Source organism: Sphingomonas sp. NPDC079357 (genome assembly GCF_044901155.1).
Lineage (GTDB): Bacteria > Pseudomonadota > Alphaproteobacteria > Sphingomonadales > Sphingomonadaceae > Sphingomonas.
This window is the reverse complement of record NZ_JBJDOM010000001.1, coordinates 553,015-572,663: the sequence shown is the minus strand read 5'-3', so window position 1 is coordinate 572,663 and position 19,649 is coordinate 553,015. Positions and strand designations below refer to the sequence as shown.

The 19,649-nt window shown below is 66.0% G+C and carries 26 protein-coding genes and 1 riboswitch; of the genes, 5 read left to right on the top strand and 21 right to left on the bottom strand.

From position 1 onward, the window contains the following. Nucleotides 1–99 precede the first annotated feature (99 nt). A complete protein-coding gene (locus tag ACI2JO_RS02645) occupies nucleotides 100–1,401 on the top strand; it encodes a hypothetical protein (RefSeq protein ID WP_404719197.1) in 1,302 nt (433 codons plus the stop codon). Here ACI2JO_RS02645 and ACI2JO_RS02640 read toward each other — a convergent pair. From ACI2JO_RS02640 to ACI2JO_RS02585, 12 genes are all read right to left on the bottom strand, one after another. Continuing rightward, nucleotides 1,314–2,657, bottom strand: coding sequence for an O-antigen ligase family protein (locus ACI2JO_RS02640; protein ID WP_404719196.1), 1,344 nt, complete (start codon nucleotides 2,655–2,657; stop codon nucleotides 1,314–1,316). The genes ACI2JO_RS02645 and ACI2JO_RS02640 overlap by 88 nt on opposite strands. Nucleotides 2,658–3,033: 376 nt before the next feature. After that, nucleotides 3,034–4,068: a contractile injection system protein, VgrG/Pvc8 family gene (locus ACI2JO_RS02635; protein WP_404719195.1), complete on the bottom strand. Its 1,035-nt coding sequence runs from the start codon at nucleotides 4,066–4,068 to the stop codon at nucleotides 3,034–3,036. Further along, entirely contained in the window at nucleotides 4,065–4,457 is a 393-nt protein-coding gene (locus ACI2JO_RS02630; RefSeq protein ID WP_404720309.1) for a phage tail protein, read from the bottom strand. Before ACI2JO_RS02630 ends, ACI2JO_RS02635 begins: the two co-directional genes overlap by 4 nt. Before the next feature lie 5 nt (nucleotides 4,458–4,462). Then, nucleotides 4,463–6,952 (bottom strand): phage tail tape measure protein, encoded by a 2,490-nt coding sequence (locus tag ACI2JO_RS02625; RefSeq protein WP_404719194.1) that lies wholly within the window; start codon nucleotides 6,950–6,952, stop codon nucleotides 4,463–4,465. Between the two features lie 4 nt (nucleotides 6,953–6,956). After that, a complete protein-coding gene (locus ACI2JO_RS02620; protein WP_404719193.1) occupies nucleotides 6,957–7,091 on the bottom strand; it encodes a GpE family phage tail protein in 135 nt (44 codons plus the stop codon). A gap of 8 nt (nucleotides 7,092–7,099) precedes the next feature. Further along, a complete protein-coding gene (locus ACI2JO_RS02615; protein WP_404719192.1) occupies nucleotides 7,100–7,423 on the bottom strand; it encodes a phage tail assembly protein in 324 nt (107 codons plus the stop codon). 86 nt (nucleotides 7,424–7,509) lie between these two features. After that, complete coding sequence (locus tag ACI2JO_RS02610; RefSeq protein ID WP_404719191.1) at nucleotides 7,510–8,016, bottom strand: phage major tail tube protein; 507 nt, start codon at nucleotides 8,014–8,016, stop codon at nucleotides 7,510–7,512. A 41-nt stretch (nucleotides 8,017–8,057) separates the two neighbouring features. Further along, nucleotides 8,058–9,242: a phage tail sheath subtilisin-like domain-containing protein gene (locus ACI2JO_RS02605; RefSeq protein ID WP_404719190.1), complete on the bottom strand. Its 1,185-nt coding sequence runs from the start codon at nucleotides 9,240–9,242 to the stop codon at nucleotides 8,058–8,060. Between the two features lie 11 nt (nucleotides 9,243–9,253). Continuing rightward, nucleotides 9,254–9,607: a GPW/gp25 family protein gene (locus tag ACI2JO_RS02600; protein WP_404719189.1), complete on the bottom strand. Its 354-nt coding sequence runs from the start codon at nucleotides 9,605–9,607 to the stop codon at nucleotides 9,254–9,256. Further along, on the bottom strand, nucleotides 9,604–10,203 hold the full coding sequence (locus ACI2JO_RS02595; protein ID WP_404719188.1) for a phage baseplate assembly protein V: 600 nt from the start codon (nucleotides 10,201–10,203) through the stop codon (nucleotides 9,604–9,606). The genes ACI2JO_RS02600 and ACI2JO_RS02595 overlap by 4 nt, the downstream gene beginning before the upstream one ends. A gap of 49 nt (nucleotides 10,204–10,252) precedes the next feature. Further along, nucleotides 10,253–10,792, bottom strand: coding sequence for a hypothetical protein (locus tag ACI2JO_RS02590; RefSeq protein WP_404719187.1), 540 nt, complete (start codon nucleotides 10,790–10,792; stop codon nucleotides 10,253–10,255). Nucleotides 10,793–10,801: 9 nt separating this feature from the next. Next, nucleotides 10,802–11,005, bottom strand: a complete 204-nt coding sequence (locus ACI2JO_RS02585) for a hypothetical protein (RefSeq protein WP_404719186.1) — start codon at nucleotides 11,003–11,005, stop codon at nucleotides 10,802–10,804. A 116-nt stretch (nucleotides 11,006–11,121) separates the two neighbouring features. Here ACI2JO_RS02585 and ACI2JO_RS02580 point away from each other — a divergent pair, with 116 nt between their 5' ends. Beyond that, nucleotides 11,122–11,514 carry a thermonuclease family protein gene (locus ACI2JO_RS02580; RefSeq protein ID WP_404719185.1) on the top strand — a complete coding sequence of 131 codons (393 nt, stop codon included), beginning with the start codon at nucleotides 11,122–11,124 and terminating at the stop codon, nucleotides 11,512–11,514. Nucleotides 11,515–11,622: 108 nt separating this feature from the next. On the opposite strand, the gene ACI2JO_RS02575 is transcribed toward ACI2JO_RS02580, so the two are convergent. From ACI2JO_RS02575 to ACI2JO_RS02560, 4 genes are all read right to left on the bottom strand, one after another. Beyond that, nucleotides 11,623–11,943, bottom strand: coding sequence for a ribonuclease E inhibitor RraB (locus ACI2JO_RS02575; RefSeq protein WP_404719184.1), 321 nt, complete (start codon nucleotides 11,941–11,943; stop codon nucleotides 11,623–11,625). A gap of 260 nt (nucleotides 11,944–12,203) precedes the next feature. After that, the gene (locus ACI2JO_RS02570) at nucleotides 12,204–13,160 is read right to left on the bottom strand and encodes an alpha/beta hydrolase (RefSeq protein WP_404719183.1); all 957 of its coding nucleotides are present in this window, start codon (nucleotides 13,158–13,160) and stop codon (nucleotides 12,204–12,206) included. Between the two features lie 417 nt (nucleotides 13,161–13,577). Next, nucleotides 13,578–14,156 (bottom strand): manganese efflux pump MntP family protein, encoded by a 579-nt coding sequence (locus ACI2JO_RS02565; RefSeq protein ID WP_404719182.1) that lies wholly within the window; start codon nucleotides 14,154–14,156, stop codon nucleotides 13,578–13,580. A gap of 11 nt (nucleotides 14,157–14,167) precedes the next feature. After that, nucleotides 14,168–14,334, bottom strand: a riboswitch (yybP-ykoY riboswitch). 373 nt (nucleotides 14,335–14,707) lie between these two features. Next, nucleotides 14,708–15,316, bottom strand: coding sequence for a hypothetical protein (locus tag ACI2JO_RS02560; protein ID WP_404719181.1), 609 nt, complete (start codon nucleotides 15,314–15,316; stop codon nucleotides 14,708–14,710). Between the two features lie 134 nt (nucleotides 15,317–15,450). On the opposite strand from ACI2JO_RS02560, the gene ACI2JO_RS02555 reads away from it, so the two are divergent. Beyond that, the gene (locus tag ACI2JO_RS02555; RefSeq protein ID WP_404719180.1) at nucleotides 15,451–15,606 is read left to right on the top strand and encodes a hypothetical protein; all 156 of its coding nucleotides are present in this window, start codon (nucleotides 15,451–15,453) and stop codon (nucleotides 15,604–15,606) included. 31 nt (nucleotides 15,607–15,637) lie between these two features. Here the strand turns inward: ACI2JO_RS02555 and ACI2JO_RS02550 are convergent, their stop codons facing one another. After that, entirely contained in the window at nucleotides 15,638–16,021 is a 384-nt protein-coding gene (locus ACI2JO_RS02550) for a hypothetical protein (protein WP_404719179.1), read from the bottom strand. Nucleotides 16,022–16,102: 81 nt separating this feature from the next. Beyond that, nucleotides 16,103–16,468 carry a S1/P1 nuclease gene (locus tag ACI2JO_RS02545; protein ID WP_404719178.1) on the bottom strand — a complete coding sequence of 122 codons (366 nt, stop codon included), beginning with the start codon at nucleotides 16,466–16,468 and terminating at the stop codon, nucleotides 16,103–16,105. Between the two features lie 83 nt (nucleotides 16,469–16,551). Between ACI2JO_RS02545 and ACI2JO_RS02540 the strand changes: the two genes are divergently transcribed. Together ACI2JO_RS02540 and ACI2JO_RS02535 are read left to right on the top strand one after the other, a co-directional pair. Next, entirely contained in the window at nucleotides 16,552–17,253 is a 702-nt protein-coding gene (locus ACI2JO_RS02540; RefSeq protein ID WP_404719177.1) for a bacteriorhodopsin, read from the top strand. Beyond that, on the top strand, nucleotides 17,250–18,101 hold the full coding sequence (locus ACI2JO_RS02535; RefSeq protein WP_404719176.1) for a Brp/Blh family beta-carotene 15,15'-dioxygenase: 852 nt from the start codon (nucleotides 17,250–17,252) through the stop codon (nucleotides 18,099–18,101). Before ACI2JO_RS02540 ends, ACI2JO_RS02535 begins: the two co-directional genes overlap by 4 nt. 16 nt (nucleotides 18,102–18,117) lie before the next feature. Here the strand turns inward: ACI2JO_RS02535 and ACI2JO_RS02530 are convergent, their stop codons facing one another. The 3 genes from ACI2JO_RS02530 to ACI2JO_RS02520 are packed head-to-tail and all read right to left on the bottom strand — an operon-like array spanning nucleotide 18,118 to nucleotide 19,649. Next, complete coding sequence (locus ACI2JO_RS02530; RefSeq protein ID WP_404719175.1) at nucleotides 18,118–18,900, bottom strand: S1/P1 nuclease; 783 nt, start codon at nucleotides 18,898–18,900, stop codon at nucleotides 18,118–18,120. A 36-nt stretch (nucleotides 18,901–18,936) separates the two neighbouring features. Continuing rightward, on the bottom strand, nucleotides 18,937–19,182 hold the full coding sequence (locus ACI2JO_RS02525) for a hypothetical protein (protein ID WP_404719174.1): 246 nt from the start codon (nucleotides 19,180–19,182) through the stop codon (nucleotides 18,937–18,939). Beyond that, the gene (locus ACI2JO_RS02520) at nucleotides 19,179–19,649 is read right to left on the bottom strand and encodes a hypothetical protein (RefSeq protein ID WP_404719173.1); all 471 of its coding nucleotides are present in this window, start codon (nucleotides 19,647–19,649) and stop codon (nucleotides 19,179–19,181) included. Before ACI2JO_RS02520 ends, ACI2JO_RS02525 begins: the two co-directional genes overlap by 4 nt.

Sequence of the window (19,649 nt, the reverse complement as noted above, 5' to 3'; positions counted from 1 at the left end):
CCTAACACAAAGCCGTCCACCGCAGTTGTGAGTAGGCAGGTGATGGTGGTTCATTCCCCGACACTGCGTTATGAGGCCGATGCCTGATACGGAGTGGGTATGGTTGTGCGCGCGCTAGGTTCGCTGACGTTGGCTCTGTTTCTTTCGTCATGGATTGATGTGCCGCGGCCGGCTACTTTGACAAAGCCGGAGACGCGCGTCGCACCAATGATCCTTGGCGTTAACACCCATTTTGGATCTAAGGTTGCGGGATCGAACTACTTGCCCGATCAAGCGGCTGGCGCGATCCGATCACTCGGTTATGAATCGTGGCGCGATGTTGTGTCCATGGGTCGCTACGCACGTCTGCGGGCCGGGTCGACGCTTGAAAAATCGGTGCTGCGCCAGTTTGACGCGTTCGCGACGTCAGCGGCCGTACCGCAGTCGCCGCTGCTGATAGTCAACACGTGGCCGGACGGCAGCACACCCGCAAATAGAGTACAGGCCTTTGCGAGCGCCTTGCAGCAAGGGCTGACTGCCTTTCCGCGTGGCAGCCTGATTGAGATCTGGAACGAGTGGGACAAAAATCCCGACAATCAAACCAGTGGTACGGTAGAGAGCTACGGGACTCTTGTCGGTGCCGCGGCGCCCGCGATCCGGCGCGCGCTACCGGGCGCTAAGGTGCTGATCGGCGGGGCCGCCGACGATCAACAGGATCTCGAGTTTCGCTGGACGAGGGCGCTGCTGCGGCGGCCTGAGGCCGCGCTTGCCGATGGCGTTTCCGTTCACATTTATAATCATTGCAATCCGACTCGCCGCAACAAGGCAGCTGCTGACATGATCGGGCGCCTTGATCGACTCCGCGCAGATATGGTTTCGATCGGCAAGTCGAACATGCAGGTCTACGTATCCGAGTTCGGTTGGCCGACGGATGGCGGCGCGTGTCACATCTCACCGGAAGAAGCAGCCGCAGCTCTCGTCCAGTTCACGCTGCTGGCGGACAGCCGGCCGTGGGTCGCGGGTGTCTGGTATTATGAGTTGAAGGACAGCGGCACCAAGCCCGATGATATTGAAAGCCATTTTGGCCTGTACGACTTCAACATGACTCCAAAGCCGGGTGCCTGTACCGCGACTCTAGTCAATCAGCTGGTTAGGCGAGGCGTGGTGCTTCGGACGTACGAGGGCGACGATCTCACCGGCGTCGTGCTGCGGACGGCGGGGGGCGTTCAGACGATCGCCTGGGCGACGAAGGCCAACACGCCCGCGATCCTGCAGATCCCCAAGTCAGTGGTGGCGCGGCCGTTTTGCGCGCCACCCCAGCAGGCGGGCGGGTCCTACCGTTTGAGCGGCACGCCGGTCATTCTGCCCGGTGACATCCTTCCACGTGGCGACGCGGCTGGCGGCACCATGACGCTGCGGTAGAGCGTGGAGGCCCATGGTGCGAATTTGTAACCGCAAAACGCCATGAAGATGACCAAAAACACCATCGACATGCCTTGGGTCACGTCCTCGGCGAACATTACCACAAGCAGGAAGCAGATCATCGGTGGCAGCGCATCAATCCTCCGGGTGGATGCAATGCGCCACAGAAGGCGAGCGTGGCCGATGACGATCAGCAGCAGCAAGGGTATACCCATGATGCGTGCTGTGAAGAGGTAGCCATTGTGGCTGGCGGTCAGACCGTCAGCCAGCGTGATGCGCTTCAAGAACTGCGACCAGCCGGTGCCCAGCGGATGATGCAGTAGGAGGTCGATCGTTGCTTCAATCGTATGCAGACGACCGGCAAGGTTCTTGTCCAGCCCCTTTGATGCGATGCGCTCGGCCAAGCGATCCTGACCGACTTCAAACCGCGAAAGCTGGATGGCGAGCAGGATCATGAGCGCGGCGAGCACGACAAAAACGACCCGAAACCAGATGGCGCTCTTTTCACTGCGTTTGAAGAACTGAAGTACGCCCACCATAATGGCGATGCCTGCAGCGAGGGTCGCCGAGCGGGTGAGGGTAAAATAAAATCCGATCACGAGTAGTACGAGCGACATTCCGATAATCCATAGTCCTTTGTCGCGAGGTGCTACAAGGCGGTAAGAAACGGCTGCTGGCACCGACATAGCGATGAGGATCATAGCATTGTTGGCGTGCTCGGACAGCGAGGTGATGCGCGTCTCGCCGAAATAAGTGGTATCCTTCACCCGAGGCGAAGCAAACCCGATCTGGAGCAGAAGCGGCTTGCCGCCGATCGATGCAAACCAAATCGTCAAGATGTGGAGCGACGCTCCAAATATTATTCCCAGCAGAAAAGCGCGCTGCAAACGAGAGTTTCCCGGCATAATTTGCGCAAGCGGCGCTGCAAGGGCGATGGCGAGTATCCAACGCAAATAATACACATAGTCGGCAATTACGAAGTTACCGAACGTGAGGTAATGTACAACGGCGGGCACCACGATCGCCGCCTGCCATGCAAGCATGAATGGCACCGTAGTGCTGCTACGGATCGTGCGATTGTACAGCGACCAGGCGAAAGGGATGCACAGCGCCACCGCAAGATCGGTGTAGCGCGGTGAGGATGTCGCACCTGGCAACAGCAAGCCGGGGAACGGAAGCGAGAAGCCTAAAAAGAACGTCAGGCGCGCCAATAACGTGCCGCTATCCGCAGCATTGCCTACCATCCGCTGTCGCACGAACCCCCCCGAATCTTTGTGTACCCCATCTGAGTCCTAAAAGGGCACGACGGAATAAGCGATGATAAAAATGCTAGCAATTCTGACCTAGATTGGCACCAGATTCTCTCATAGTCAGTGGCTTTCTGACGAATTGAAAGCATGGGCGCGGAGCCGCGGATTTGCGGTAGTCCCAGCCGAGAAGAGACAGGGCTGCGCACGAGCCTCAATTTGCCCGGTGTCGTCGTCAGGCGGCGATGCGAATAGTCGTCTCTGAGTGGGTAGCACGCAGCGGACTCGCGGGCTCGAAGACAATGTGTGCTTCATCACTGCATAGTAGAAAGGACAGCTTCAAGCGAGCGCCTACGGCGAAAGCAACCGCCCGATTGTGTGGAGCCTATTCCGCGTTTTCCAGCGTAAGCGCCGTCTCGAAGCCGCGCCCCGCAAACAACTCGTGCGTGACATCGCTGACGATCCATCTGGTCGCGTCGATCACCGCCTTGAAGCCGCGCACCGTCACCGGCCGGTCGGGATAGATCTCCAGCCGGCCGAGCGCGAGACCGAGGTCCAGCTTGCGCGGCGCGCGGGCGGCGCGGCCGAGTTCGGCCTGCGCCGCCGCGCGCGCCGCGGCCTCGCTGGCGTAGGTGCGCGCCAGCCGGCGCGGCGCGCCGTCACCGACCGTCACCACCTGTTTCCTCGCGCTCCTTCGGTCGTGCCACGCCGCCTCGACCGCGCCGGCTGCCTCGCGCTTTTCGATGCTGAAGCTGTGCCGGTCGCCGTCGCGCCGTGTGATCGTCAGCGCGGGGATCGCCGCGCCCGTGGCGGTCAGCGCCTTGCCGATCGGCGCGAAGATCAGCGCGCCCGCCTTCACGGTCGCGGTCGCGTCGTGCTCGCGGCCGAGCCGGCGGAGCAACGCCATGTCGCTCTCGCGCGTCTGCGCCAGCGCGGGCACGGCGATCCCGGCGAGCGTCGCCGCGACGCGCGGCGTGAGCCGGTTGCGCGCCGCCACCTCGCGCACGATCGCGCCCAGCGTCGTCGATCGCCAGCCCTGTTCGCGGCGGGTGCGAATCGCGCTGGTCAGGTCGACCGCGTGCGCGCGGATCACGAGCTGGTCGGGCGGCCCGCCGTGCTCGATCGTGTCGACGACGAAGCTGCCCTTGTCGACCAGCCCGACGGTCACGTCCGCGCCGCGCGCCCAGCCGAGCTGGACGGTGATCGTCGCGCCGGCGGGCGGGATCTCCAGCAGGCCGTCGCTGTCGTCGAGCGTCAGTTCCAGCTGATCGGCATCGCCGCCGCGCTTCTCGGACAGGCGCAGCCCGATCAGCCGTGGGCGCGGCGCGCGCGTGCCTTCGCGGACGGTCCCCTTCAGGCGCGGCGTCAGGTCGCGGCCGTCGACCGTGATGCGGTAATCGGCGACGTTCGCGTCGGTCACGCGCGCACCGGGGCGGGCTGCGCATCGACCTCCAGCAGCGTGAGCGTGAAGCTGATCAGCCGCGGCGTACCATCCGCGAAAAAGGCGGTGTGCCGCTCGCTGATCTTGGTGATGACGAAATTGCCGAACACCGCGCCGGTCCCGGCGACGAGCGGCCAGGCCGCGCCGTCGCGCGCCATCTCGACGAGCTGCTCGATCGAGGCGCGGCCGGCCATCAACTCGGCGGGGGCGTCACCCGACAGCGTGATCTCGTCGTTGTCGCGCCCGGTGAACTGGACGGCGTCGAGCGCGCCGACGCGCCCGGCGCGCGCGTGCCGCCACGACCGCTCGCGCGCCAGCTCCTGATAGGCGAGCGTCGGCAACGAGAAGACGAACATTCCCAACGCCATCAGGTTCACAGGTCGGCTCCATCGGGATCGTCGCGGAAGGTGGCGCGCCGGTCGGCGGCGCGCTTGCGGTCGAGGCGTTCGATCTCGCGGCGGATCGCGTTGGCGAGATCGTCGGCGGACTGGCCGGGCGCTTGCGCGATGTGGAAATGATATTCGGCCGGAGCAGCGGGGGCGGGAGCCGGGCGCGACCCGCCGTCGTCGCGCTCGACCGCGCGAAACGCCGCTAGCGCGCCCGTGCCGCGCGACAGCGCCTCACGCGCGTCAGCACCACGCGCCTCCAGATCGAGACCCGGCGCGGCAATCGCGGTTCCGGCGGCGAAGGAGCCGGCCAGCGCGCCCGCGACGCGGCGGACGCTGGCCAGCGGCTTGCGCGCGCCATCGTCGAGCCCGCGATCAAGCCCGGCCATCATAAATCCGCCCAGCCTCGCGAAGACGCGGCTGGGCGAATGGATGCCGAGGACGCCCTTGAACGCGCCGATCGCCGCGCGGCCGAGCTGGAGGACGCGCGCGACCAGCCGGTCGGGGCTGAGCATCGTCAGCAGCCCGTCCATCAGGAAGCGCCCGACGCGCGGACCCCAGTCCATGATGAAGGAGCCGGCGCCGGCGAAGGCACCCTTCACGCTCGCCCAGAGGCCCGTGAAAAAGCCGCTGATCGCGCCCCAATGCTGGTAGATCAGGTAAGCGGCACCGGCCAGCACGGCGAGGCCGGCGACGACCGCGGCGACGGTGGCGATGATCGGAAACAGCCCGATCGACGCCGCCCCGCCGGCGACGCCCATCGCGACCAGCCCGGCGTTGGCGAGCCCGATCGGCCCGAGGATCGCCGCCGCGCCGATCGCCAGCACGCCGAACGTCACCATCAGCGTCGCCAGCCCGGCCGCGGCGACTGCGGCGCCCTTGGCGAGCAACGGGTGGCGGTCCGCGGCGCTGGCGACCCAGCCGGTCAGCGCGGCCAGCCTCGCGGTCACGCCGTTCACCGCGGGCAGCAGCAGCGTGCCGAGATTGACCGCCAATACCCTGGCGTTGACCGTCAGCGCCTTGGTCTGCTCGGCGCCGTCCTTCATCCGCTCGGCGAAGTCGCGATCGGTGACGCCCTTCGCGCTGAACGCCTCGGCGCGGATGCGGCGGTATTCCTTGAGGTTCTGGATCAGCGGCCGCAGCGCGCCCAGCACCTGCGAATCCTCGAACAGATTGCCGAGCTTGCTCAGGTCGCCGCCGGTTGCCTTCTGGGTCAGCTCGGCAATCGCCTCGAGCGGGGTCTTGCCGTCCTGATACGCCTTCTTCAGCGCGGCGGGCAGATCGACGCCCAGCTTGGCGAACGATTTGACCGTCGCGGGCGAGGAAATCTTCTGGATCAGATTGGCGACGTTGTTGGCGGCGGTCGCGCTGTCGCCCGCGCCCTTGCGCGCGATCTGGAGCGCGGCGGACAGGTCGGCGACCGCGCCGACGCCGGTCTGCCCCAGCGCCTGATAGCCGGCGGTGAGCGCCGGGAACGCGCCCGCCATATCCTTGATCTCGAACGCGCCCGCCTTGCCGGCCGCCGCCATCACGTCGATCACGCGCGCGGTCTGCTCGACCGGCACCTTCAGATTGTCGTTGGCGGCAAAGGCGGCGGCGGAGAGGTCGGCGATCTCGGCCTTGTAGGCGGTCGCCGCGCGCCCGATCGGCTTCATCATCCTGACCGCCTGGTCCGGCTTCAGCCCGAACCCCGCCAGCACGTCGACGCCGCTTTGCAGATCCTCGGGGAGCTGGTTGGCGGCGCGGGCCGCCCCGAGCAGTTCCTTGCCCATCCGCGCCGCCTGCACCCGGCTCAGATCGGCCTTTTGCGCGATATCGGTCATCACCGACTCGAACGTCTGCGCGGCCTTCACGCCATCCCACAGGCCAGCGCCGACCGCGACGCCGCCGGCGATCGCGCCCGCCCCGGCGCCGGCGATGTTGCCGGCCATCTCCTGCGTCCGCCCGAACCGCGCGCGGGCGGCGCCGAGGCGGCGCTGGCGATCCGCCAGCCGCTCGGTGCGGGAAAGCTGCTCCTCCAGCGCGCGGTTGGCGCCCTCCTTCGCGGCGCGCAGTTCGCGGTCGTGGCGGGCGAGATCAGCTGTCGCGACGCCGGCGGCGCGCAGCGCGCTGCGCAACTCCTGGAGCCGAACCTCCTCGCTCTCGTGCTGGCGCGTCAGGCTCGCGACCTCGCGCCGCGCGCGGTCCAGATCGCGCGCCATCGCGCGCGTCGGGGTTTCGGTTTGCGCCATCGCGCGCGACAGGTCGCCGACCCTGGCCTTCGCCGCGTCGAGCGCCCGCCCGGTGGCGAGCGAGTCGGTCTTGAGCTGGCGAAAGGCACCGACGTTCGCCTGCGTGCGCTCGATCTCGCGCAGCCGGTCGCGCGCGCCCTTCAGCGCCGCGTCGGCGGTGCGCCCGCCGGTGGCGAGATCGCGCAACGGCTTGGAAAAGCGGTCGCCCGCTTCGAGCAGCATGCGGATGCGGAGGTTGCGGTCCATGCGGTCAGCGCGCCTTGCCGGGAGGGTACATCGCCTTGAAGCGGGCGAGCGCGCGCGCGTGCCAGCGCATCAGCTCGGCCAGCGGCATCGGGTCCATCGCGGCGGGCGGCCAGTGGAAGACGGTCGCCACGTCCGCCATCACCTCGTCTACGTCGTCGGCAAGGCCGCTTTCGCCGCCTTCGGCAGCAAAAAATCCATCACCTCGCCGCCGAGCTGGGTGAGGTCGGCCGGGTCCAGCTCGGCCCCCTTGGGGATGACCGGCGTGGTGATGCGCGGCGCGATCGTCAGTAGCGCGGTGACATCGCAATTGAGCAGCGCGTTGACGGTGAGGCCGCGCAGCTCGCCCGACATCGGCTTGCGGACGCGGATCTCGGTGCCGGCGGCGATCACCTCGGCACCGTTGAGGGTGACGGGGCCGTCGAGCGTGAAGCTGGCGGCGCTGGTCGCGGGGGCGCGGGCCTGTTCGGTCATCGGTCTCTCCGGTTCGAGAAAGCGGCCGGCGCGGAGCGCGCGCCGGCCGAGGGGGCGCGGGGCAGGGGAAGCCCCGCGCGGGGGGATCAAAGGAGCGCGGCGCGCTGCTCGGCGAGGCGATCGACCCCGCCGACGAGGAACAGCATGTTGAGCCGGTCGATCTCGATTTCGGTGACGCCGTCCCAGTCGAGCCGGTAGTAGGTGAGCGCGGACTTGACCTTGAACTCGCCGGGCTCGCCGGGCTTCTGGTCGCCGAACTCCATTTCCTCGTGGCGACCGCGCGTCGTGATTTCGATCGTGGCGGTGCGGCCGGTCGAATCGTCCTGGTAGAAGCCGACGAAGCGCTGGTAGATGCCGTTCGCCGACGTGTGCCCGAACTGGCGCAGGATCGCGCGCATCGGCCCGCCGTAGGTCGCTTCCTGTTCGAGCGCCTCGCCACCCATGTCGTATTTGATTGGGCCGTCCATCCCGCCGCCGCGATAGTCGTCGAGCTTGCGGGTGAGCGTCGGGATGGTGACGGCGGACACCTCGCCGAGCCAGCTCTGGCCTTCGTTGAAAAGGTTCATGTTCTTGAGCAGCGCGGGCAACGCCATGGGTCAGCTCCGTTGATCGGGGGGAGGGAGGATCGCGCGCGTCAGGCCGCCAGCCCCGCCGCGAAATCCGCGAGGTAGCTGTCGGTGATGCGCTGGGTCAGCGTGAGGTTTTCGAGCGGCGGGACCGGCGTGTAGTCGTAGTCGATCGCCAGCTTGCCCGCCGACAGGAAGGCGGTGTCGTTCTTGCCCGGCTTCTGCTCGAACCACGCGCGGCCGTCGACGATCCGGCCCTCGGCCTTCATCTGGCGCAGCCCGCCGTTGATCGTCTCGACGATGTCCTTGACCAGCGACGGGCGCAGCGGCTTGTCGATCGCCCACAGCAGCCCGCCGACGATCGTGTCCATCACCACGTCGGCGGTGCGCGCGGTCGATTCGAAGCTGAACAGGTCGCCGGCCGGCGCGGTGGTGCGGTTGCCCCAGAAGCGATAGCCGGCCGGCGTGCGGATCAGCGCGGTAATCTGCTTGTCGTTGAGCAGGTTCGCCTCGCAGCCGGCGTCCATCACGTCGAAGCCGATGTCCTTGGTCAGCCCCAGCACGCCCTCGACCGGCACGTTGCTGATCGTCTTGTGCCAGCCGGTTTCCTGATCGATCTTCGCGCGCAGCCCGAGCGCGCGCGCCACCGCGAAGCTGGTCGCGTTCGCCGCCGTGACCGCGTCGAAGGCGACGAAATCGGGGTAGAGCAGCATCAGGCGGCGCGACGAGAAGTTGGCGCGGTTGCCGATCGCGGCGGTGATGTCCGCGCCCCCGGCCGCCGCATAGGCGAAGCCGCGCAGCTTGTCGGCGACCGTCACCAGCGCGGCGGTGACGGCGGCGCCGTCGAGGCCGGGGCAGCCGAGGATGCGCGGGCGGATGCCGAGCTGCGCCTCGGCGGCGAGCAGCGCCTGCAACCCGGTCTTGAGCCCGTTGACGGTGCCGCCAATCACGTTGGCGGTGGTGCCGGCCGCATCCGCGCCGGTCGCGACGCGCACGACGATCACCGGCGCGCGCACCTGATCGACGATCGCCTGAAGCGCGGGGCGCAGCGTCCCGCCGGTGCCGGCGACGCCGATCGCGGCGTCGAGATTGGCGATCAGCACCGGTCGGTTGAGCGGGAAGGCGGCGTCGAGTTTCGCGGCCTGATCGCCGGCGGGCGCGGTGGCGGTCGCGACCAGCCCGATCACGGCGGTGGCGACGCGGACGAGCGCGCGGGCGCCCTGATTGACTTCGGTGATCGTGATGCCGTGCATAAGCGGTTCCTTCAGGCGGAGCGGGCGAGGGGGACGAGCAGGCGGGTGCGGGCGTTGGGCGCGGGCCCGTCGGTGCGGGCCGCGTCGATCGTCAGCGTGACCGCGCCGGTCGCGGCGGGCTGGACCGCGACCGCGGTGACGCGCAGCCGCGGCTCCCAGCGCGCGAGCGCCAGCGCGGTCGCCGCGATCAGTCGCATCCGGCCGAGCGCGTTCATCGGCTGGTCGAGCAGTTCGGGGAGCAGCGAGCCGTATTCCCGCCGCGCGACGCGCGCGCCGAGCGGGGTCGACAGTATGTCCGTCACCGACTGGCGCAGGTGATCCTCGCCGCCGAGCGGCTTGCCGGTGCTGGCGTCCATCCCGATCATTGCGGCGGACCCGACACCGCCGCGCCGGCCTGCACCTTGGTGTGGACATGCGCCTTCAGGCTCTTGCCGCCGGCCACGACATCGGTCGCGGCGGTGACGGTGTCGGTGCAGTCGAGCTTGCCGTCGATCGTGATCGGCCCCTTGAGGCTGATCCCGGCCGGCGCGACGATCGTCAGCGCACGCCCGCCGGGCAGCGTCAGCTTCAGCCCGGCGCCGGCGGCGTCGTAGGACAGCTCGGCCCCGTCGCCGAAGCGGATCAGCTCGGGCGCGGTGCTGGCGGGGGCGGGGTTGGCGTCGGAAAACAGGCCGGGCAGGACGATCCCGCCTTCCATGTCGCCCTCCGGGCAGAGCAGCACGCATTGCTCGCCGACGGTCGGCGCGGACCAGACGCGCGTCGCGCCGGCGCGGGGGGCGAGCCAGGGCAGGTCGCCGGTCTCGATCGCGCCGACGCGCACGCGGCACGTCGCCGCGGCGAGATCGACGTGATCGATCGTGCCGAGCTGGATCAGATTGCCGGCGAGGCGGCGCGGGTCGGAAAGGGCGGTCACGGTGCCGGACCATGCCGCCGCGGGTGCGCCGGGGCGCGGACCCGTCACTGTGGGAACGACATTCCACAGGACGAGCGGGATGCTCGATCGGCTCAGGTCATTTGGGTGTCGGGAGTCGAAACTCCGCCCAGATCGCGTGGCCGCGTTTCAGCAGCGCGGCGACGATCCAGCCGTGCGCGAAGTGCGTTTCGTGCGCTGGGTTCGTCTTCGCGGACACGATCTCCTCCCAGAAACGCACCAGCAGCGTGCGATCGGCGAGGTACGGCCGCAGCACGCGCAGCGCCAGCCGCACGGCCGGGGTCGCCGGGTCCTGCTGGCTCACGCGGCACGCGGCATCCTTCAGCACGGTCAGCGCGAGATTGATGACCAACGTGTCGGCGCGGCGCGCGCGCAGCTCGCGATCGTTGCCGCCGAACGGGATGATCGCAACCTTCACGGCCGTGCGCTCGGGCGAGCATTTCCAGCACCAGGCGTCGTGCAGGAACACCTGCCATTCCAGCGACTGGCGCTGGAAGCTGCGCTCGCGGATCAGCTCCTCGAGATCGTGGACCTTGCTCGTTCCGCACGCGTGGCAGGTGAGGCTGATCGACCCGTGAATTTTGCGGACATCATAGAGCGTCTTGGGCTGGCCGACCACATCCGAGGATTACGCGAGCGCCGGCAACGGCAATTGCTCGCCGCGCACCAGCAGCACCGCGCGCGCCTGAAGCGCGGCGTCGACCGCCTGACGGTAATGCACCGTCGCGCATCGCTCCGCTTCGTCGAAACCGGTCGGCGACCAGTCGTCGCTCGGATAGCAGGCGTCGTAGATCGCGCGCGCCGCCGCACGCAGCAGGAGGTCGTGCTCCATGCCAAGGCTCCTTTGATGTCGATGCGCCACGGATCGGCGATGCGCCAAGCTACGCCGATCATTGCGTGATTCGCAAGAACATTGCGGGAACATCACTTTGGTGACATGGCGTCGGGATGACCGCCGCACCGCCTCCGTCGCTGATCTGCCACGTCGTCCACGTCCACGACGGCGATGGCCCGCTGTGGTGTCGATCGGGCGAGAAGATCCGCATCGCCGGGGTGCAGGCACCCGATTTCGAAAGCGCGGCGCCGTGCCACCGACCGGCGGCGCAACGGCGCACCTACGACTGTGATGACCGCGCGGCGCGGCGAAGCCAGCAGATCGTGGCGCGGCTGGCGCTGGGCAAGCGGCTCGTCTGCCAGCCCGTCGACCGGAGCTACGAGCGCGTGGTCGCCCGGTGCCGGTTGCCGGATGGGCGGTCGTTATCGTGCGCGGCGGTGGCTGCGGGGGCGGCGGTCAGGTGGGACCGCTACTGGCGGCGGTACGGGATGGGTGGGTGTCGGTAGGTTTTTGGGGCGGGAAGGCGTGGCAGGGGCACGCGGAATGATCAGGTTTTGGTGGTGAGCAGTCCGACCGCCTTCGGATCGAAAAGGCTAGAAGCGAACCCTCAATCTTCAGATCCGTTCAAAACCCCAACCATCTGGAATGCCGCCATGCTCTTGAGCCATTCCTCCTAGACGCTCTTCGACCGAGGTAATGTTCTCGGCTGACGGAATCATGGTCTTTGAGGCGATCACGTCCCAGCGGCGGTTTTCCCGGTCGACCTCTTCGATACCGACATGGAAGCCATCGCGGGTCGCCGCCTTAGCGAAGCCGGCGGCAGCCCTGCGTTCCGGAAAGACGTGCGCGAAGTCTACCCTGCGCGGCGAGCCCAGATTGCCCCCATCGGCCTCTATGCCGCTCAGGATGGCGGCGTTTTCGTCGGATATGGACATGTGCACCTCAGGCTCTCGCATCACGTGAACGAGACGCAGCTATCGGGCAAGCTAACATCGCTGAGGAGCGGCTAGTTCTGGGCATTAGCGGACAAATGCGTGTGGGTATCAGGCGGGTACAATCGGTCCCAGTCCGTTCCCGTCTGAAGGGGCAGGATGTGACCGAGGCGGAGGTCTCCTCCGCCTCAATCTCCACATTGGTGCTGGCGGACCTTCATGATTGTGAGCCAAGTTCACTCATTCCAGGCTGGAAAGTGACTCTATTTCACTGTCCGAAGTAGATGTTGAGGAAGCCACGAATCGATGAGGTTGAGAGAAGCCGCATCAGAGATCGGCCAACCCCGATATTCCTTTTTACCCTCGGTCGTATAGCTCAGAGGTTTGAAGCCATGTTCAACGTCGGGCATCTTAACGATTGTAGCATCCTTGTTCTTGCTTAGTGCACGACGCGCCTCGGGTATGCTGAGCGCACTTGAAACCACTGTGTCGTCTGCCGCATACATCGCCAAGACTGGAACGCGGATTTTCGAAAGTACGTCTGAGGCAGCGACGGTGTAGAGTGAGCTTGTTGCTGGCTGCGACAAGGTCTGCACCGCGCCCTCAGCCAGCTCACGCTTCCACCCTCCCTGTACGAATGCTTTGACGAGCTCCACCCGCAAGGATCTAATCGCGTTCGGCGCGCCTCCGGTTGTCAGGGCGTCGAGGTAAATTCGAGTGGCGCTGACGACACGATCGGACGCTGTACGGTCCATCCCGGCTGCCATCAATTTCTCGCGCATCGAATCCAGGAACATCGTGCCACGCTGCCCCGCCGGCGCTGCCAGCGTCACGATGGCAGCGACAGTCGGGTCCTCGGCCGCCAAAGCGGCTGCGATAACTCCTCCCTGACTCAGTCCCAGAATGGCAATTCGACCTGTATCAATCAGGTTTTGGCGCGATTTCAGGTAGGCGAGAGCCGCGCGTGCATCGTCCGTCATCGGCGTCATCGCGTCGATGAAGGTGCCCGTTGACGCGCCCACCCCTCGCTTGTCAAAGCTCAGCGTCGCAATTCCTTTCGCGTGAAGCTTCGCTTCCAACAATGGATAGATGCCGTGCGGTGACGGACCGCCACCTCCCAAAAGAAGTACCGCCGGAACAGGCAATTTCGCGTCTGCAGGGACGATAAGTTCGGCAGCTAGGCGAACACCGGGTTCTGACACTATTTGGACCGCCTTCACCTGCGATCCGCCAGTCGCGACAGGGGCTTGGCCAGCCCATGCGATATTAGGTGATACCGCGCAGAAAGCAGCGACGACGGGCAACAGACGTCTTAAGGCTATCATTATAGACCCCTCCTCTTTCGTCCGATGCACCAGAGCTGCACCGGCTTTCAGTCCCGTCGGAAAGGCAAGGAAGCCATATCATGCGCCCTCAATCAAGCGGACCGCGGGGGCCGTCAGGATCACGGAGCGGCCGACGCGCTTGGCGCCATGCGGGTATCAGACGGGTAGAACCCGCCCTTTCACTCCCAATGAGGATGCGAAATCCCTCACCAAGGCGGAGGACGCCTCCGCCTCAATGCCCACGGATCGACTGAGGCGGAGGCCTCCTCCGCCTCGCTGGTCGTGTTGATGTCGTCAGCCGGCGACGAGATCCTACGCCGTAAGATGCTGGTAGAGGATCGAGCTTCCGATCACGGCCAGCACGATCCCGCCGATGACGGTAGCGTAGTTTCCGAGATAGCTTCCTACGCGCTTGCCGAGAAGCACGCCCCCGGTGGCTACGAAGCTGGTTGTGCCGCCGATCACCAGGCAGGCGATCCAAATGTTTACGTCCATTAAAGCCAGCGTCACACCGACGGCCGCGGCGTCGATGCTGGTTGCAATCGCCGTGAGGGAAAGCCGCACATAGTTTGGCTTCTGCCCGGCTGCCACGCTGAGCTCCGCAGGCTTTTCGCCGCCTCGGAGCGCTTGAAGCACCATGTGTCCGCCAATACCGAGCAGAAGGAAAAAGGCGACCCAGTGATCCCAGTCGGCGATCCAATCATTTACGAGATAGCCGAGTAGCCACCCGATCGCTGGTGTGAGCGCTTCGAAGAAGCCGAAGACGAGTCCGACGCGTACTGCATCGCTCCATCGTACCTTGGGCTGCTCCGCTCCCTTGCTCAGCGCCGCAGCGAAGGCGTCGACGGACAGGCTGGCGCCAAGGGCGCCCAGCGTGAAAATACCTGGCATTTGCGTGTCTACCTTGGGCCATCAACCAAACGACACGCACTCCTCCCGGCCCGAGCGGAACAGCGGTGTCGTTGGTCTCGCCTGGCAGCGCATTGGCTGCTGCAATCGCCACGATCGGGAGGATCGAGTATGTTGACGATTGCCCCGGTACGGGTGGCTACTCCCCAAGAGCTGTGAGCGCCCTAGTCGATCAGGCTAATCGGATCAAGTCCGTCCGATTACCATTCGCTGCAGCGCGCCTGGCCCATGAATCGGTGTGTAAGGGGCACCAAAAGGGTACCGACATGATCGCTGAACTCAGCCATCAAGAGCATATTTTACGACGCGGCGGTGGACGCCTCCGCCTCGATCCTTCAGCGGTCGATCTGTAAGCGAAGCGAAGTGGAGCTCGGGTATTCAGCGGGTACCATCGAGGCCGTTAGCCTCCTCCGGGGAAGGGGAAAGGTGACCGAGGCGGAGGGTATCTCCGCCTCGGTCTCAATCAGAAGGGGCTGCGAGATGCCAGGCGGGACGTCAGCACGCTGGAGTAACCGGTCGAGGAGTGAGCCCCCTCACTGCGATCCAGGATGGATATTCCAAGTTCCATCAGCTTCAAGGATATGGACGGATACAATCTTGTGATCGTTTCCTAGGTCGTATCTGACGGCCATGGACCAAGTGCAGCTGTGTCTACCGATCTGCGGAGTAGAAGCCTCGGAAATGCAGCCGTTCATCTCTTGAAACATGAGTAACTGCGATCCCTGCGCCCACGAGTGCACGGACATATGTAGATTGCGCTTAAACTCGCCTTTGATTTGCGACAAATAGGCTGCCAGATCGGAGGCGACGAGTGAGCCATCTTTAAACACCTTAAGATCGGGAGCAAACAATTTTCCGTAAGCGCCGACGTCGTGGCTGTTATATGCGCTCTCAAGAAGGTGCACGTAATCGGGGAAATTTGGCGGCGGAGGCGGGGGAAGTTGCGCCTCGGCGGCGTGGGAGCAGAACGATAGGGCAACCATCGCCGAGGCAAATAGCGGATTAATCCGGCGCATACCTAATTCTCCAAACGCGATTCTTACCAACGGCTCCTGAGCTGACAAAGCATGATTGTCACCGTCGCGCGACGCTGATCGCCGAGGGCTGCGACGCTCGTCATCAAGGGTATTCAGCGGGTACAATCAGCCTCAAACGGTCGTAAGCCGAGGGCGATTAGGTACCAAGGCGGAGGGTTCCTCCGCCGCAGTCCGCCAAATGCCGCATTGTGGTGGTTAGCGGCCGCTGTGCCTGTCGACGATGCCGCTATCGTCACGCGATGAACGACGAGCACGAGGACGATGGCCCGCCGCGCTGGAGCGACCCACCCAGCCCCCTTTACAAAGCGCTCGGGTGGAGCCGCCTGGCCGTCCTGCTCGTGCCGATCCTTGTCATCATCTACGTCGTTGCGATGTTCTGCGAGAACTGCTCGTGAGACTTGATTGTCTGTAGTTGGGCGTCAGCGGTCAGTTCACAAGTGGCCTCTTTACGCCCCAGCCGACCTTTGCGCAGCGGTGCTGGTCGCACAAGCCGCTGGCAACCACCTGGTGACGCACTTGCTGAGCTCGATGCTGCGCTACGCCGGGCTCGAACGCTATAAACAGCCGACCGGCAGAAGCGGGCAAGCGAGCGAACTGCTGAAGGTAGTCGTTCAGGGCCGCTGTGCCGACAGGTTGCCCATTCCAGAGGATGTCACCTTCTCGAGGCACCCGCACGGAATAGCCGTTCAATATGCCGTCCGACTTATCGAGCGGAATAGACGCATAGGTCGCAGACGCTTTCGCCCGTGAGGCGCCCATCGCATTGTCGGTCGGGTTGCAGCCGCACAGCAACGCGGCGGCGATGAGCACAAGGGATCTGGCCATATGCTCCCTGATGGCAGCAAAGGCGAATGTCGGCTATTGGGCGATAGCACACCCCCCCACATCGCGTTAGCCAAAATGTCGGTTAAGGTATGCCGCCAGTCGCAGACCGCCCTTTTCGAGCTGGCGTTCCAGCCGCGGCCTGTTGTCGTACACATACCGATAGCTGAGCGCCGCGTCGGCGGCCGGCGGGTAGAGCTGGTCGCGCACCGTCACACTGTCGGCCATCCACACCACCGGGTCGGGCGACGACCACGCTTTCACCTCGGCGGGACAGACGCGGGCGTTCAGCCACGCCGTCACCTCGGAAAACGAGAGCTGCTCGTCGTCGATCAGCAGCGAGTCCCAGACGCTGTGCAGGCTGATCGGCTTGCCGAACCACGGTATGGGAGCGCGGCGGTAGGGATCGGCTGCTACGTTGCGCGAATTTAACATTCTGTTTCCGGCACAAGCATTGCTGACCTGCGTTAGCGGCCCTGGGTATGGCAAGCGGGTCATTCCCGAAGAGGGATGCGGCAATGGACCAAACTGCCTTCATGATCGGGTTCACGGTGATGTCACTTGCATCGCTGGCGATCTACGCGACTGGCAAGAAGACGCCGCCGTCGCATCACCACACGCTTCTGCATGCAGCCGTGCCCTTCATTGCGGCGACGGCGTATCTCGCGATGGTCTTCGGAATCGGGACCGTCATGAAGGGAGACGGCTCGGCCACCTACTTCGCCCGCTATGCGGACTGGACGGTCACGACACCCATCCTTCTGTCCAGCCTGGTGCTGCTCGCCTTCCACGAACGTGGCAAAACCGGTGAGGTTGGCGGGTATCTCACCTCCATCATCGTGCTTGACGTGCTGATGATCGTGACGGGACTGGTGTCGTCGCTCGCTGAAGCACCGGTCGTCAAATGGGTCTGGTACCTGTGGTCGTGTGTCGCATTTCTTGGCGTGCTGTATCTTCTCTGGGGCCCGCTCCGGGCGATGGCTGTTGAGCGGGGCGGTGCGCTGGGCGCTGCCTATGTCAGGAACGTCACCTTCCTGACCGTGATCTGGTTCCTTTACCCGGTCGTCTTCCTGATCGGACCCGAGGGACTGAAGATCATCACCGATCCGATGTCGGTGTGGTCGATCCTGATCATGGATGTCATCGCCAAGGTGGCCTACGCATTCTACGCCGCCAGCAACCTCGAGAGGGCGCTGAACCATCACGCCCGGCAAGCGTGAACCCCGGCGTCGCCTTGTTGACAGCGGGGGCGGTCGCGGCCGCCTTCGCGCCCGTGCCTGTGCAACTAGCCTTCGCGATCCTGGGTATCGGCGTCGTGGGAATGGCCCATGGGGCAGGCGATCTGGCCGTCGTCGAAGCTGATCGGCGAGGACCGTTCCTGATCGCTTATGGCATCGCCTCGCTCACGACGCTGCTTTGGTGGACCAACGACCCGGCCATTGCCTTGCCTGCTTTTCTTGTCGCGTCAGCCGTTCATTTTGGCTTGGAGGATGCGCCGGGAGGCGCGCTGTTCGAACGGATCGCACGCGGCGTGGCGCTGATCGCCGCGCCGGCCACCTTGCACGCATCCAGCTACGCCGCGCTGCTGGGAACAGCAGGCGGGTCATCGTCTTCACTGGCAACCTGCACGCCGATCCTTGCCGCGACGGGCGGGGCCGCCGGGATTACGTTGCTGGTGCTGGCGTTGCACCGACGCGACCTTCGTCTCGCGGCCGGCGTAACGGCGCTGCTGATCCCACCGCCGCTGATCGGTTTTACGCTCGGCTTTCTGGTTCTGCACGCGATTCCGCAGACCGCGGAGCGGCGCGACCGGCTGGGCTATTCCAGCACCGCCTCGTATCTGGTTGCGGTCGCGCCCCTGTTCGCGGGGGCGGTACTCCTGGCATCCGTCGTGGCGGCGCTACTGGTACGTTTCGATCCCAGCGGCGTGCGCGGGCTCTTCGCGGGGATTGCTGCGCTTGCCGTCCCGCACCTGCTCGTGACGCCGTGTTTCGAGGGCGATGTCGTTGAACGCCTGCCCGATCGCTCCGGCGTGGGCGCATTGCGAGTGGCTGCCCGCCGGAACTAGCCTTCGTCCCATCGCGTCAGCCAAATTGCCGGTTGAGGTACGCCGCCAGTCGCAGGCCGCCTTTTTCGAGCTGGCGTTCAAGCCGCGGCGTGTTGTCGTACACGTACCGATAGCTGAGCGCCGCGTCGGCGGCCGGCGGGTAGAGCTGGTCGCGCACCGTCACGCTGTCGGCCATCCACACCGCCGGGTCGGGCGACGACCACGCCTTCACCTCGGCGGGGGTGATGCGCGCGTTCAGCCACGTCGCCAGCTCGGTGAACGAGAGCTGCTCGTCGTCGATCAGCAGCGAGTCCCAGACGCTGTGCAGGTTGGTCGGCTTGCCGAACCACGTCACCTTCATGTCGTTGCCGCCGCGATCGGTGCCGTTGCCGTTGTGGAGCGGCTGGGCGAGGTCGCCGGCGATGTGGATGATGAAGCGCAGCGCCATGCGCCTGTCCTCCGCCGTCGCCTTGCGGTCGCGCAGCGTGGCGCTGAATCGGTCCAGCGCGGTGATCGCGTCGCCTTCCGGCGGCGCACCGACCTGGTCGTAGCTCTTGCCGGCCGGGATCGTCACGTAGTGCCAGGCGCTCGCGGTGTTCTGCCAGAAGGGCGACGGGTCGGATTTCATGAAGTCGGGCCAGTTCGACGCCTCGGCCATCGTCTCGGTGCCGAGGACCCGCTTCACCGCGGCGCGCGCCTTGCCGCTCAGGTGCGCGTCGGCGATCTGCGCGACGACGCGGTGGCCGGTCTTGCCCCAGGCGAGCGCGGGGGCGGGTGAGAGGGCGAGGGCGGCGGCACAGGCGGCGATGAGGGTACGCATGGCGCGGCCATGGCGTTGTAAGTTGGCGATTTCGTGTCAGTCGCGGCGGGTATCGGTCTCCGCCTCCTGCACCGGTACGGGCGCGGTGATCGCGCCGACGCGGATCTTGTGCGCGACGCCGCGCGCGACATCGTCGACGCGTGCGGCGGTCGCGATCGCGTCGTAGCCGCCCTGCGGATCGTGGCAGGCGTTGACGGAGCGGCGATGTTCGACGGCGTCGCGCTCGAACGTCACCGCGACGGTGCGGGTGGTGGCGTCGTAGGCGCCGATCGTGATCTTCATGCGGCGTCTCCCTGCGTCCAGTGGTGGTCGGCGGCGATGTCGGCCTTGGCGAGCTGACGCGCGGTCATCCCGGCGAGCCGTTGCTCCAGCCGGTTCGACGCGGCGCGCAGCGCGTCGATCGTGGCGGCGCGCTGCTCGATCGCGGCGCGCCGCGCGCCCTGCGCGGAGGGCAGCTCGCGCCAGTCGTTGAGCTGACGCCAGAGCGGCGCGACCGCCTCGATCCGGCGCGCGGCCTCGCGCCTGGTGGCGGCGATCAGCCGCGCGCGCAGTGCCTCGCCGCTGCGGGACGGACGGCGCGCGGTCGGCTGGCCGTCGTCGCCGGGCCGGATGATCTTTCCCTCGCCCTGCGCCGCGAGCAGCCGCGCGTGATCCCCGGCGGTGATCGGCACCGCGTCCTCGGGGAGGTCGGGGTGCAAGCGCCGGTCGAGAAAAGCGTTGCGCGCGGCGCTGTAAAAGAGGTGCGGCAT